At 72.1% G+C, this 13045-nt stretch carries 14 protein-coding genes; 6 read left to right on the forward strand and 8 right to left on the reverse strand.

All coding sequences use genetic code 11. The features are described from left to right. Positions 1 to 76: 76 nt before the first annotated feature. From rocD to OHS71_RS34800, 3 genes are all read right to left on the reverse strand, one after another. Entirely contained in the window at positions 77 to 1306 is a 1230-nt protein-coding gene (gene rocD, locus OHS71_RS34790) for an ornithine--oxo-acid transaminase (RefSeq protein ID WP_328483277.1), read from the reverse strand. Next, positions 1303 to 2115, reverse strand: coding sequence for a dimethylargininase (ddaH, locus tag OHS71_RS34795; protein WP_328483278.1), 813 nt, complete (start codon positions 2113 to 2115; stop codon positions 1303 to 1305). The genes rocD and ddaH overlap by 4 nt, the downstream gene beginning before the upstream one ends. A gap of 164 nt (positions 2116 to 2279) precedes the next feature. Beyond that, complete coding sequence (locus OHS71_RS34800; protein ID WP_328483279.1) at positions 2280 to 2765, reverse strand: Lrp/AsnC family transcriptional regulator; 486 nt, start codon at positions 2763 to 2765, stop codon at positions 2280 to 2282. Positions 2766 to 2843: 78 nt separating this feature from the next. Here OHS71_RS34800 and OHS71_RS34805 point away from each other — a divergent pair, with 78 nt between their 5' ends. Genes OHS71_RS34805 through OHS71_RS34820 form a run of 4 tightly spaced genes read left to right on the forward strand, consistent with a single transcriptional unit; the run spans position 2844 to position 6911 of the window. Beyond that, entirely contained in the window at positions 2844 to 3608 is a 765-nt protein-coding gene (locus tag OHS71_RS34805; RefSeq protein WP_328483280.1) for a LytR/AlgR family response regulator transcription factor, read from the forward strand. Then, the gene (locus tag OHS71_RS34810; protein WP_399345664.1) at positions 3605 to 3982 is read left to right on the forward strand and encodes a hypothetical protein; all 378 of its coding nucleotides are present in this window, start codon (positions 3605 to 3607) and stop codon (positions 3980 to 3982) included. Before OHS71_RS34805 ends, OHS71_RS34810 begins: the two co-directional genes overlap by 4 nt. Beyond that, positions 3979 to 5709, forward strand: a complete 1731-nt coding sequence (locus OHS71_RS34815) for a sodium/solute symporter (RefSeq protein ID WP_328483282.1) — start codon at positions 3979 to 3981, stop codon at positions 5707 to 5709. Before OHS71_RS34810 ends, OHS71_RS34815 begins: the two co-directional genes overlap by 4 nt. Beyond that, entirely contained in the window at positions 5706 to 6911 is a 1206-nt protein-coding gene (locus OHS71_RS34820) for a sensor histidine kinase (RefSeq protein WP_328483283.1), read from the forward strand. The genes OHS71_RS34815 and OHS71_RS34820 overlap by 4 nt, the downstream gene beginning before the upstream one ends. A gap of 78 nt (positions 6912 to 6989) precedes the next feature. On the opposite strand, the gene OHS71_RS34825 is transcribed toward OHS71_RS34820, so the two are convergent. Both OHS71_RS34825 and OHS71_RS34830 read right to left on the reverse strand, forming a co-directional pair. Next, complete coding sequence (locus tag OHS71_RS34825) at positions 6990 to 7160, reverse strand: hypothetical protein (RefSeq protein WP_328483284.1); 171 nt, start codon at positions 7158 to 7160, stop codon at positions 6990 to 6992. A 60-nt stretch (positions 7161 to 7220) separates the two neighbouring features. Beyond that, the gene (locus tag OHS71_RS34830) at positions 7221 to 8171 is read right to left on the reverse strand and encodes a cytochrome c oxidase assembly protein (protein WP_328483285.1); all 951 of its coding nucleotides are present in this window, start codon (positions 8169 to 8171) and stop codon (positions 7221 to 7223) included. 180 nt (positions 8172 to 8351) lie between these two features. Between OHS71_RS34830 and OHS71_RS34835 the strand changes: the two genes are divergently transcribed. Continuing rightward, complete coding sequence (locus OHS71_RS34835) at positions 8352 to 8990, forward strand: HAD family hydrolase (protein ID WP_328483286.1); 639 nt, start codon at positions 8352 to 8354, stop codon at positions 8988 to 8990. Positions 8991 to 9000: 10 nt separating this feature from the next. Continuing rightward, on the forward strand, positions 9001 to 9240 hold the full coding sequence (locus OHS71_RS34840; protein ID WP_328483287.1) for a hypothetical protein: 240 nt from the start codon (positions 9001 to 9003) through the stop codon (positions 9238 to 9240). 27 nt (positions 9241 to 9267) lie between these two features. On the opposite strand, the gene OHS71_RS34845 is transcribed toward OHS71_RS34840, so the two are convergent. From OHS71_RS34845 to OHS71_RS34855, 3 genes are all read right to left on the reverse strand, one after another. Continuing rightward, positions 9268 to 10698, reverse strand: coding sequence for a hypothetical protein (locus tag OHS71_RS34845; RefSeq protein WP_328483288.1), 1431 nt, complete (start codon positions 10696 to 10698; stop codon positions 9268 to 9270). 235 nt (positions 10699 to 10933) lie between these two features. Continuing rightward, positions 10934 to 11959 carry a 6-phosphofructokinase gene (locus OHS71_RS34850; RefSeq protein WP_328483289.1) on the reverse strand — a complete coding sequence of 342 codons (1026 nt, stop codon included), beginning with the start codon at positions 11957 to 11959 and terminating at the stop codon, positions 10934 to 10936. Positions 11960 to 12301: 342 nt separating this feature from the next. Further along, positions 12302 to 13030 (reverse strand): type 1 glutamine amidotransferase, encoded by a 729-nt coding sequence (locus OHS71_RS34855; protein WP_328483290.1) that lies wholly within the window; start codon positions 13028 to 13030, stop codon positions 12302 to 12304. Positions 13031 to 13045 lie beyond the last annotated feature (15 nt).

The raw sequence follows: 13045 nt of genomic DNA on the forward strand, positions 1-13045 counted from the left end.
GGGAGGTGAGGGGAGCGCGGGGCCCACCGGCCCCGCGCTCCGCCGGCACTCCCTACCCCTGCCGCGCCGGCACTCCCTACCCCCGCTGCGCCAGCACCCTCCCCAAGGTGGCCAGCGCGGAGGACAGTTCCTCAGCGGTGATGGTCAGGGGCGGCGCCAGCCGGACGGTCGAGCCGTGGGTGTCCTTGACCAGGACGCCCTCCCGCATCAGCCACTCGCTCACCTCGCGGCCCGTGCCCAGGGCGGGGTCGACGTCCACGCCCGCCCACAGCCCGCGCGCCCGGAAGCCGACGACGCCCTTGCCGACCAGCCCGGTCAGCCCGTCCCGCAGGGCGACGCCCAGGTCGGCCGCCCGGCGCTGGAACTCGCCCGTCTCCAGCAGCTCCACCACCGCGGTGCCGACCGCGGCGGCCAGCGGATTGCCGCCGAAGGTGGACCCGTGTTCGCCCGGCCGCAGCACCGACAGCACCTCACGCCGGGCCACCACCGCAGACACCGGCACGATCCCGCCGCCCAGCGCCTTGCCGAGCAGCAGCACGTCGGGAACGACCCCCTCGTGTTCCACCGCGAGCGTCCGCCCGGTCCGGCCGAGCCCGGACTGGATCTCGTCCGCGACGAACAGACAGTTCCTGCGCCGGGTCAGCTCCCGCACCCCGGCCAGATAGCCGTCGTCGGGGATGACGACGCCCGCCTCGCCCTGGATCGGCTCGATCAGCACCGCCGCCGTCGTCTCGTCGACGGCCTCCTCCAGCGCGGCCAGGTCGTTGTACGGCACGATCCGGAAGCCCGGCGTGAAGGGCCCGAAGCCCGCCCGCGCTGTCTCGTCGGTCGAGAAGCTCACGATCGTCGTCGTCCGGCCGTGGAAGTTGTCTGCGGCGACCACGATCGTCGCCCGGTCGGCGGGCACGCCCTTCACCTCGTACGCCCACTTGCGGGCCACCTTGATGCCGCTCTCGACCGCCTCGGCGCCCGTGTTCATCGGCAGCACCATGTCCAGGCCGGTCAGCGCCGCGAGCCGTTCGGCGAACTCGGCGAGGCGGTCGTTGTGGAAGGCGCGGGAGGTGAGGGTGAGACGGTCCAGCTGACGGTGGGCCGCCTCGATCAGCAGGGGGTGACGGTGGCCGAAGTTGAGGGCCGAGTAGCCGGCCAGCATGTCGAGGTAGCGACGGCCCTCGACGTCCTGCACCCAGGCGCCCTCGGCGCTCGCGACGACCACGGGCAGGGGATGGTAGTTGTGCGCGAGGACGGGCTCCTCGGCACGGATCAGCTCGGCGGAGGTGCGCGTACGGACGACGGGTGCGGTCATGAACGGATCTCCTGCGTGCAGCACTTGATGCCTCCGCCGGCCTTCTGGAACTCGGAGAGGTCGACGGGGACGGGGACATAGCCGCGCTCGGTGAGACGGGAGGCGAGGGCCTCGGCCCGGGGTGCGATGAAGACGTGACGGCCGTCGGATACGGAGTTCAGGCCGAACGCCATGGCGTCGTCACGGGTGGCGAGCACCGCGTCCGGATACAGCCGGGCGAGCACCGCGCGGCTGCCGGCGGAGAACGCCTGCGGGTAGTACGAGATGTTGTCGTCGTCCAGGACGAACAGCGCCGTGTCCAGGTGGTAGAAGTGCGGGTCCACCAGCGTCAGGCTGATCACCGGGTGACCGAAGAACTCCTGCACCTCACGGTGCGCCTCACGGGTGGTGCGGAACCCCGTGCCGGCCAGGACGTACCGGCCCGTCCACACCAGGTCGCCCTCGCCCTCGCAGACGGACTGCGGCCGGTGGACCTCGTAGCCCGCCGCCGTGAACCAGGTGTCGTAGTGGTCGGACTCGGGTCGCCGCTCGGGCGCGTGGAAGAGGGAGCCGAAGACACGGCCCGCCACCACGACCGCCGAGTTCGCGGCGAACACCATGTCGGGGAGACCGGGGGCCGGCTCCACGGTGTCCACGGTGTGGCCGTGGGCACGGTAGGCGCGGATCAGTGACTGCCACTGTTCCTGGGCGAGGTCGACGTCGACGGGGGTGTCGGGACGCATCCAGGGGTTGATCGCGTACTGCACGGCGAAGTGTCTGGGTTCGCAGACGAGGAAGCGCCGGGGGCGCCGCACACGGCTATCGGTCACAGAGAGGTACCTCCACCTTTCCATGTTCCTACGGAGCCGACGGATGGGTTGACACCAAGGTAGGAACTGACCGGGACGCCCGACAAGGAACAAGCATTGCGTGTTCACGCAGGAATGCTGCGTGATGTGCCGATTCGACGCAGGTTACCTGCGCAAGGGCAGGTTTATTCGGGAGCGGGTTGGCTCGCACCCGCCTCCGGGCTGTCCGGCAGCAGGTGGGAGAGCACCATCACGCTGATCGTCTTGCGGATGAACGGCTCCGACCGGATGCGCTCCAGCACGTTCTCGAAGTGCTCCACGTCCCGCGCCCGCACATGCAGCAGCGCGTCCGCCCCGCCCGTCACGGTCATCGCCGCGGTGATCTCCGGATGGTTGCGCGCCACCTCGGCGAGGCGTCTGGGCGGCGCGGCGCCCTCGCAGTACACCTCCACGTACGCCTCGGTCCGCCAGCCCAGCGCCGCCGGCCGCACGGTGGCCGTGAACCCCGTGATCACCCCGGTGTCCCGCAGCCGGTCCACCCGGCGCTTCACCGCCGTGGAGGACAGACCGACGGCCGTGCCGATCTCGGCGAAGCTCGTCCTGGCGTTCGCCATCAGAGCTGTGATGATCTTCCGGTCGAGCTCGTCGAAAGAGGCAGGCACGCTGTTCATCCGCGCACTGTATCCAGCACATACGTCCACACCCCCGTACATGTCCAGACGTGCGGATCGCCCCTACACTCCACCCTCATGCTGCGCGCCCTCGCCGTCGACGACGAACGCCCCTCGCTGGAGGAGTTGCTGTACCTGCTCACCGCCGACCCCCGGATCGGCACCGTGGAGGGCGCCGGCGACGCGACCGAGGCGCTGCGCCGCCTCAACCGGGCCCTGGAGTCCGGCCCGGACGGCCCCGCGGCCATCGACGTGGTCTTCCTGGACATCCAGATGCCCGGCCTCGACGGTCTCGACCTGGCCCGCCTCCTCACCGGCTTCGCACGGCCGCCGCTGGTCGTGTTCGTCACCGCCCACGAGGACTTCGCCGTCCAGGCCTTCGACCTCAAGGCCGTCGACTACGTCCTCAAACCCGTCCGCAAGGAACGGCTCGCCGAGGCGGTCCGTCGAGCCGTCGAACTCAGGGCCGCCGACCGGCGCGGAGCCGCGCCGCGGATCCCCGTGCACGAGCCCGACCCGGACCACATACCCGTCGAGCTGGGCGGAGTGACCCGCTTCGTCACCGTCGGCGACATCACCCATGTCGAGGCCCAGGGCGACTACGCCCGGCTGCACACCGACCGCGGCAGCCACCTGGTACGGATCCCGCTGTCCACCCTGGAGGACCGCTGGCGCTCCCGCGGCTTCGTCCGCATCCACCGCCGCCACCTCGTCGCCCTGCGCCACATAGGCGAACTCCGCCTGGACGCCGGCACGGTGAGTGTCCTGGTCGGCGGCGAGGAACTCCAGGTAAGCCGCCGCCATGCCCGAGAACTGCGCGACCTGCTGATGAGGAGGCCCTGACCGTGCCCCACCAGGACCCCGCGGAACGCCGGGTCGTCGTCACCGGTCCCGCCCGCCGTTCCCGCCGCACCCGGCGGGACCCGGGCTATCACCGCCCGCGTACCGAGATCGACGAGCAGACCACCCTCGGCCACACCTACGTCCGTTCCCTGATGCGCTCCCAACTGCGGGCCGCCCTCGCGGTGTTCGCCGTACTCGCCCTTCTCGTGGGCCCGCTGCCCCTGCTCTTCGCGGCGATGCCCGACGCGCACCGCCTCGAATGGGCGGTCCTCGGCTTCTGCCTCTACGCCCCGCTCGTCCTGCTGGCCCGCTGGTACGTGCGCCGCGCCGAACGCAACGAACGGGACCTCATACGCCTGGTCGAGGACCGGTGAACTCGGCCTTCGCCGTCCCCGCGGTCGCCCTCGTCGTCGTCGCGACCGTCCTCGTCGGCGCCTTCGGCCTGCGCATCTCCCGCACCACGTCGGACTTCTACGTCGCCTCCCGGACCGTCGGCCCCCGCCTCAACGCGGCCGCCATCAGCGGCGAGTACCTCTCCGCCGCCTCCTTCCTCGGCATCGCCGGCCTGGTCCTGGTCCAGGGGCCCGACATGCTCTGGTACCCGGTCGGCTACACCGCCGGCTACCTGGTGCTGCTCCTCTTCGTCGCCGCCCCGCTGCGCCGCTCCGGCGCCTACACGCTCCCCGACTTCGCCGAGGCCCGCCTCGCCTCCCAGCCGGCCCGGCGGCTCGCGGGCGCCTTCGTCGTCGGCGTGGGCTGGCTCTACCTGCTGCCCCAGCTCCAGGGCGCGGGACTGACGTTGACGGTCCTGACCGGCGCACCGGACTCGCTCGGCGGCCTGATCGTCGCGGTCGTCGTCACCGCGACCGTCGCCGCGGGCGGCATGCGCAGCATCACCTTCGTGCAGGCCTTCCAGTACTGGCTCAAGCTGACCGCGCTCCTCGTCCCCGCCCTCTTCCTCGTTCTCGCCTGGCAGGGCGACGGAGCGCCCCGCGATGCCTTCGCGGAACCGGCCACCTTCCGCGACCAGCGGGCCGTCCGCGTCGACGACACCCTCGACCTGCGACTGGAGCGCCCTCTGACCGTGACGGTGACCGGCACGATCGACGGCCGCCCGCACCAGGACGCCGTGCTCAGCCTCCCCGCAGGCACCCACCACATAGACCGGGGCACCCGCCTCACCTTCGCCGAGGGCGCCACCGTCCCCGTCGCCGTGCGCGGCGGCAACGGCGCCATGTCCACCTCCCTCGCCGCCGGCCGTGAGGAACGTCCGCTGTACGCCACCTACGGCCTGATCCTCGCGACCTTCCTCGGCACCATGGGCCTCCCGCACGTCGTCGTCCGCTTCTACACCAGCCCGAACGGAGTCGCCGCCCGCCGCACCACGGTCGCCGTCCTTGCCCTGATCGGCGCCTTCTACCTGCTGCCGCCCGTCTACGGCGCCCTGGGCCGCCTCTACGCCCCCGAGCTGGCCCTCGGCGGCGACGCCGACGCGGCCGTCCTGCTGCTGCCCGACCGGGTGATCGGCGGCCCGGGCGGCGACCTGCTGGGCGCGCTGGTCGCCGGGGGAGCCTTCGCCGCGTTCCTGTCCACGGCCTCCGGGCTGACGATGGCCGTCGCCGGCGTCCTCACCCAGGACGTCCTGCCGGCCCGCGGCGTACGGCACTTCCGGCTGGGCACCGGACTCGCCATGGCCGTACCGCTCGCCGCGAGCCTGCTGGTGGGCGGGCTGCCGGTGGCCGACGCGGTCGGGCTGGCCTTCGCGGTGTCGGCGTCCTCCTTCTGCCCGCTCCTGGTCCTCGGCATCTGGTGGCGCCGGCTGACCCCGCCCGGCGCGGCCGCCGGGATGCTGGTGGGCGGCGGCTCCGCGTTCGCCGCCGTCGCCGCGACCATGGCGGGCTTCCCCGGCACGGGCGGCCTGCACGCGCTGCTCGCCTGGCCCGCGCTGTGGTCCGTACCGCTCGGCTTCCTCACGATGGTCCTGGTGTCCCTGGCCACCCCGGGCCGGGTCCCGGCCGGCACCGCGGCGATCCTGGCCCGGTTCCACCTGCCGGAGGAGCTGAGCACCGAGGAACTGCGGGCGGCGGAGGCGAAGGCGTGAGCGGCTTCCTCGCGGGCGTCTGCATCGCGATCCTCCCCTTCCTCGCCGCGGGGTTCTGGCTGGGCCGCCGCACGGCCCGCCCGGAGAACCTCGGCGGCCTGGGCACCCCCGTCGAGCACGCCACCTTCGAGACCCTGCACACCGCCTCGCTCGCCGCGCCCCCGCTGCGGGCCGGCCTCACCGAGGAGACGGCCCGCAGATCCGCCCGCAGACTGCGCACGCTGCTCGGCACGGACGCCCTGTGCCTGACCGACGAGAAGGGGGTGCTGGTCTGGGACGGGGTGGGGGCCCACCACCGCACCGAGATCACCCAGCGGCTCGCCGGCCCTCTGGAGAGCGGCCGCGGGGAGGCATTCCGGCTCACCTGCGAACACACCGACTGCCCCGTCCGCTGGGCCGTGCTCGCCCCGCTCACCGTCGACGACCGGGTGCACGGCGCCCTCGTGGCGTGCGCGCCCCGCGAGTCCGCCGTCCTGGTCCGGGCGGCGGGCGAGGTAGCCCGCTGGGTGAGCGTCCAGCTGGAGCTGGCCGACCTCGACCAGTCCCGCACCAAACTGATCGAGGCGGAGATCAAGGCCCTGCGCGCCCAGATCTCCCCGCACTTCGTCTTCAACTCGCTCGCGGTGATCGCCTCGTTCGTCCGCACCGACCCCGAACGCGCCCGCGAGCTGCTCCTGGAGTTCGCCGACTTCACCCGCTACTCGTTCCGCCGACACGGCGACTTCACCACCCTCGCCGACGAACTCCACGCCATCGACCACTACCTGGCGCTGGTCCGGGCCCGCTTCGGCGACCGCCTCGCCGTCACCCTCCAGATCGCCCCCGAGGTCCTTCCGGTGGCCCTGCCCTTCCTCTGCCTTCAGCCGCTCGTGGAGAACGCCGTCAAACACGGCCTGGAGGGCAAGGCCGACAAGTGCCACATCCAGATCACCGCGCAGGACGCCGGCGCCGAGGCGCTGGTCGTGATCGAGGACGACGGCGCCGGCATGGACCCCGTGGTGCTGCGCCGCATCCTGTCCGGCGAGGCCAGCCCGTCCGGGGGCATCGGGCTGTCCAACGTGGACGACCGCCTCCGCCAGGTGTACGGCGACGACTACGGCCTGGTCATCGAGACGGCTCCGGGGGCGGGCATGAAGATCACCGCCCGGCTGCCGAAGTACCAGCCGGGCGTGCACTCGGCGGCCCGTCCCACCGGCGGGTAGGACCGACCGGCGGGTAGGCCCCACCGGCGCAGACCGGGTGGGCCTGACCGGCGGCAGGGCCCACCCGGCGGACAGGCCTCAGCTTGTCCGCGTCACGATCATGGTGAGCGTGATCAGCCCCAGCACGACCCAGCCGAACCACAGCCAGCCGTTGCTGCCGAGCGCCACCGTATAGGCGGTCACCATGACGAGTCCGCCGACGGTGAGCACCCCCATGGTCTTCGTGGAACCGTCCGTCGTACCTGCCATCGCGACACCCTCCTCAGGGCCGCCCTCCGCAGGGCGCGTCCCCTCCATGGTGCCCCGGGTTCAGCGCCCGTGTGCCTCGAGCGACGCAAGATAGGCGTTGTACGCCTCCAGCTCCTGGTCGCCGTCGCGGTCGGCGGCCCGGTCCTTGCGCCTGGCCTGGCGCTGCTCGGAGCCGTACCACTGGAACAGCAGCGCGATCAGCACCAGCACCGAGGGGATCTCGCTGAACGCCCAGGCGATGCCGCCGGCCGCGTTCTGGTCGGCGAGCGCGTCGATGCCGAGCGAGGCGGGCGGGTTCTCGAACGTCCCGACCATCGGCTGCGACGCCATCATCAGCGCGATGCCGAAGAACGCGTGGAACGGCATGCCCGCGAACAGCTCCAGCATCCGCATCAGATACCCCGGCCGGTTCGGCCCCGGGTCCACGCCGATGATCGGCCAGAAGAACACCACGCCGACGGCGAGGAAGTGCACCATCATCGCCAGGTGCCCCGCCCTGGAACCCATCAGGAAGTCGAAGATCGGCGTGAAGTACAGCGCGTACAGGCTCGCGATGAACAGCGGGATCGTGAACGCGGGATGGGTGATGATCCGCATGTACCGGCTGTGCAGCAGCATCAGCAGCAGCTCACGCGGCCCCTTGCGGCCCCGTCCGGCGGCCGGCAGCGCGCGCAGCGCCAGCGTCATGGGCGCCCCGAGGAGGAGCAGGATCGGCGACAGCATGCTGATCACCATGTGCTGCACCATGTGCACGCTGAACATGACCATGCCGTAGTCGTTCAGCCCGGTGCACATGACGAGCATGATGGTCAGCACGCCGACGACGAACGAGACGGTGCGCCCGACGGACCACGCGTCCCCGCGCCTGCGCAGCCGCAGGACCCCCCACCCGTACAGCCCGAGCCCCACCAGACAGGCGACGAGGAAGAAGGGGTCCGCCGACCACTGAAGCCCCCGCCCCAGCGTGAACGGCGGCAGATCCATGGTCATGCCGTGCCCGCCGTGATCCATTGCGCCGGCTCCTGATTCGTGGGGGGTTGTACGTTTCCTGCCGCCCACAAGAGTAGGGAAGCCCCCGGCGATCTCCGTCACCGGGGGCCGGTGAGCACGTCCCCGCGCGGACCCGGCCCGCTTCCCCGTTCACCCGGGCGGTCCCGACTCGGAACCCGGCAGGGCGGGGAGGCATGTGCCATGTCTGTCATCTTCTTCGACATCGGGGCGACCCTGGCGGATCCCCGCCCCCGCCCCGACGGGTCGCTGGCACTGCGGCCCCGGCCGCGTGTCCTCGCCGTGCTCGACGGCCTGAGCGCGGTACGCAAGGGTGTCATCTCCAACCCGGGAACGGCCGAGGCCGCCGTGGCCCGGGCGCTGGCGGAGGCGTTCCCCGGCCGCTTCACGGACCCGGCCCTCGTGCACTGGGGAGTGAAGGACAGCCGGGAGATCTTCGACCGTGCGGTCGCCGCCACCGGGGGAGAGCGGGCCGACGACTGTGTCTTCGTGGGAGAGGACGCCCAGGAGCGCGGCTTCGCGCGGGAGGCGGGGATGCGGACCGCGGCCCACCCCGTGTTCGCCCTCGCCGCCGCGGAGCACCGTCCCGTGCTGCGGGCGCGGATCGAGTTGCGGGACGGCCAGGAGCAGCGCTCGCTGACCGCGGTCATGGACCAGGCCGAGGCGGTTCCCGTCGAGGTCGTCTCCGAACGGCTCGTGCTCGCCCTGGTGACCACGCGGGGCGTCGAAGCGCTGGAGGACGCCGGCTTCACGGTGGACGTGCGGGGGCCGGCGGAGGATCTGGTGGTCTCCCCCGTCCGGGACGACCCGCCCACGCGATGAGGAGCCTCGCATGACTGCGCGCGACGACGAGGGTCCGCAGCACGCCGGTGGCGGCGGGCAGGGTGACGAGCGCGACGACGTGGAGCCCGACGACGCCGAGCGCCGGGCGACCGAGAAGTTCGTCAGTGACCTGCTGGCGCGCGGCGAGGCCGTCTTCGAGGGTGAGGAGCCGACCCCGCGGACGACCCATGTGATCGAGCGCGCGGACGACGGACGGCTCCTCGTCCGTCGTCTGCGCTTCCGGAGCTGACGCGCCGGCGTACCGGGTGCCGGCTCGTCAGTCGAAGCACCGCCGGACCAGCGTGAGGCCGTCGTCGGTCGCGCTCCGCGTGATCTCGTGCGTCCTGAGCCGGGAGGGGCTGTCGTCGACGAACGCGGTGGCGGAGCGGTGCTCCTCGGGCACCTCGACCCGGCCGCGACGGAAGAGGTCCTCGAGGAACGACGTGGCCACCCGCTCGGGGTCGGCGGGCCGTACCGAGCCGCCGGCCGGGTCGGAGCCCGCGATGCCGAAGCGGCGCTCCTGCGCGGGTGCGGAGAGGGTGAGCGGCCCGGTGATGCCGTAGGTCTCGCCCTGGACCGTCACGGGCATCAGACCCATGTCGTCGGCACCGCCGGGCGCCATGTCGGCGATCGCCGCGCCCCTGCGCGCCATCTCCGGCTCGGTGAGGGACGTCGCGGCCTCCAGGGAGAGGATGCCGTGCCGGATGAAGGCCGAGCGCAGCGACGGACCGTACCTGCCGCCGTTGCGCCGACGGTCCGCGGCGATCATGTGCCCCGCGACCTGCGCGTAGTAGGCGGACACCACGGGCGCGGCCACGACGGCGTCCACCAGGAGCTGCCCGGCGATCTCGGCCGACATGGCCAGACCGGCCTGGTCCTGGAGGTCCTGCTGCCGGAAGATCCCGGCGACCGCCTTCAGGAACGCGCCGCTGAACACCCGGGAGAACGAGTGCGGCTCGCTGGAGAGGGTGTTCGCGGGGCCGTTCGGCGGCAGCTGCACGGGGTCGCGGTAGAAGAAGCTGTTCGCCATGTTGCGCAGGCAGTCGGGGTCGACCGAGTTGGGGTGCCGCTGGCGGATCGCCCAGCCGAGCTGCTCGGCCATCTTCGACACCCGCGAGGACAGTTCCAGGTCGCCCCGGGTCTCGGCCAGCACGACGATCCGCAGCGACTCCAGCTGCAGCGAGCTCAGCAGGGCGCTGATGTCGCCGAACGCCTCGTGCAGGGCGGCCGCCTCCGCGCTCGCCGCGCTGAACAGCTGAGGGCGCAGGGCGTCGAGGATCGCGTGCCCCGTTTCGTGCTCGACGACCTCGTTGCTCTCGCACGTGGCGACGTTGACGCCCGCCACCGTGTGCCGGAAGAACCACAGGCCCCTACGGTCGTAGAAGGCGTTGAGGTCGTCCCCCGCGTCGAGGTGCGCGGTCAGGGCCCGTCCGACCTGCGGATGCCACTGGGTCCCGGTCGGGACGAGGGGTCCCCACGTCTGGGCGGCCCTGCTCAGCGAGTCGGCCGCCACCCAGTAACGGAAGGCTTCGGTACCGGGGCCGGCACTGTCCGGCTGGGGCGTGTTCCCCGCGATGGCCGTGGGGAAGGGCTGCGTGTCGAGCCGCGGTACGGGATGCGGTACGGGCATGTTGACCTGGGGAGGGAATCCGGGGTCGTCCTCGTACACCAGCACCGTCGGGGTGGTGACCTGTGTCTGCGCCGTCATGGGGGCTCCCTGGGGGAGAGATGGGGGGAGGGGGAGGGCTCCAAGGGGACTCTCCAGAAACGGGAGTCCCTCACGTGCGGTCCCTCGCGCCCAGTACGAAGCCCCAGGAGCCGGGTGTCAATTCGAGGAGGGGCGGGCGGGGAAGCCCGAAGCGGCCCGTGCCCGGTGGGCACGGGCCGCCGAAGCGGTGAGGGGTAGGCGGCCGGTCAGGTGACGGCGCACAACCCCCGGACGGCTAGAGCACGCACTCCGCTTCCGCGTACCGGTCCTCGGGAACCGTCTTGAGCGTCGCGACGGCGTCGGCCAGCGGCACCATCACGATGTCCGTCCCGCGCAGGGACGTCATCTTCCCGAACTCCTGCCGGTGCACGGCCTCCACCGCGTGCCAGCCGAACCGCGTCGCGAGGACCCGGTCGTACGCGGTCGGCGTGCCGCCCCGCTGCACATGGCCCAGGATGACCGGCCGGGCCTCCTTGCCGAGCCGGGACTCCAGCTCGATGGAGAGCTGCCGGGCGATCCCGGCGAACCGCTCGTGCCCGTAGATGTCCTTCGCGCCCTCGTCGAAGGCCATGCTGCCGGCCTTCGGCTTGGCGCCCTCCGCCGCGACGACGATCGCGAACCGCTTGCCCGCCTCGAACCGCTCGCCGACCCGGCGGGCCAGCTCCTCGATGTCGAAGGGCCGCTCCGGCACGACGATGGCGTGGGCGCCGGCCGCCATGCCGGACTGAAGCGCTATCCAGCCGGTGTGGCGTCCCATGACCTCGACGACAAGCACCCGCTGGTGGGACTCGGCGGTGGTCTTCAGCCGGTCCAGCGCCTCGGTGGCGACACCGACCGCCGTGTCGAAGCCGAAGGTGACGTCCGTGCCGGCGATGTCGTTGTCGATGGTCTTCGGCACGCCCACGATCGGCAGACCGCTGTCCGACATCAGCCGCGCGGCCTTGAGCGTGCCCTCACCGCCGATGGGGATGATCGCGTCGAGACCGAGTTCCTCGACGTGGCCCCGGGCCCGCTCCACGCCGTCCCGCAGATGCGAGGGCTGGACGCGGGAGGAGCCGAGGATCGTGCCGCCGCGGGCGAGGATGCCGCCCACCGCGTCGAGGTCGAGCTTGAGGTAGTCACACTCCAGGAGGCCCTTCCAGCCGTCCCGGAAGCCGATGACCTCGTCGCCGTGGTCGGCGACGGCACGGTGCACGACGGACCGGATGACGGCGTTCAGGCCGGGGCAGTCGCCGCCGGACGTGAGGACACCAATGCGCATAGCCCGAAACAACCTTCTCCACGTGGGCCGGGTCCGGACCACTCTGTCCGGCTCGAATCCCGCCACCCTAGCGGCAGGAGGGGGCCGGGCCGAAGCACGCGTCCGCCTGCTGGACGTGCCTGCTCACCTGTGCGGATGCACCGTCAGACGGGCTGCTGACGGCACACCGACAAACAGGTGAACACACGACACACCGCCCGCCCACGAGACAGCCCCTCCGCAGCCCTGCGCGGACCGCCTCACACGGGCTGCCCGCAGCGGTGCCCACGCGGGCTGCTGCGCAGGTGGTGCCTACACACGCTGCCCGCAGCGGTGCCTACGCAGGCTGCTGCGCGGTGGTGCCTACGCAGGCTGCTGCGCAGCAGCGATGCGCTCGTTGCGGAGTGCCTCGTACCAGTGGTCGTCGATCGGGGGCAGCGCGTTCACGTCGAGGGCCAGTTTCAGCAGCAGGTCCGCGATCAGCGGGTTGCGGGCGAGTACCGGGCCGTGCATGTACGTGCCGAACACGGTGTCGTTGTACGCGCCCTCGGTGCCGTCACCCGTGCCGTTGCCCTTGCCCAGCTGGACACGGGCGAGCGGACGGGCGGTCGGGCCGAGGTGGGTGATGCCCTGGTGGTTCTCGAAACCGGTCAGCGGAGGCAGGCCGAGACGCGGGTCGATGTCCCCGAGGACGTCGCCGACGCACCGCTCGCCCTCGCCACGCGTCGTCGTCACGTCCAGCAGCCCGAGACCGGGCTCGCGCTGGCCGAGGTCGTTGACGAACTCGTGGCCCAGGATCTGGTAGCCGGCGCAGACGGCGAAGACGATCGCGCCGTTGTTCACCGCCTGGTACAGGTGCCCGTCACGCCGCAGCCGCTCCGCCGCGAGCCGCTGCGGCCGGTCCTCGCCGCCGCCGATGAGGTAGATGTCGCCGGAGGTCGGGATCGGCTGGTCGCTGCGCACGTCGAGACGCGCCACGTCGAGGCCGCGCTGCCGGGCCCGGCGCTCGACGACGAGGGCGTTGCCCTGGTCGCCGTAGGTGCTCAGCAGGTCCGGGTAGATCCACACCAGCCGCAGTTGGTTGTCGCTCATGGAAACGTCCTTCGG

Origin of the sequence: Streptomyces sp. NBC_00377 (genome assembly GCF_036075115.1) — a bacterium.
Lineage (GTDB): Bacteria > Actinomycetota > Actinomycetes > Streptomycetales > Streptomycetaceae > Streptomyces.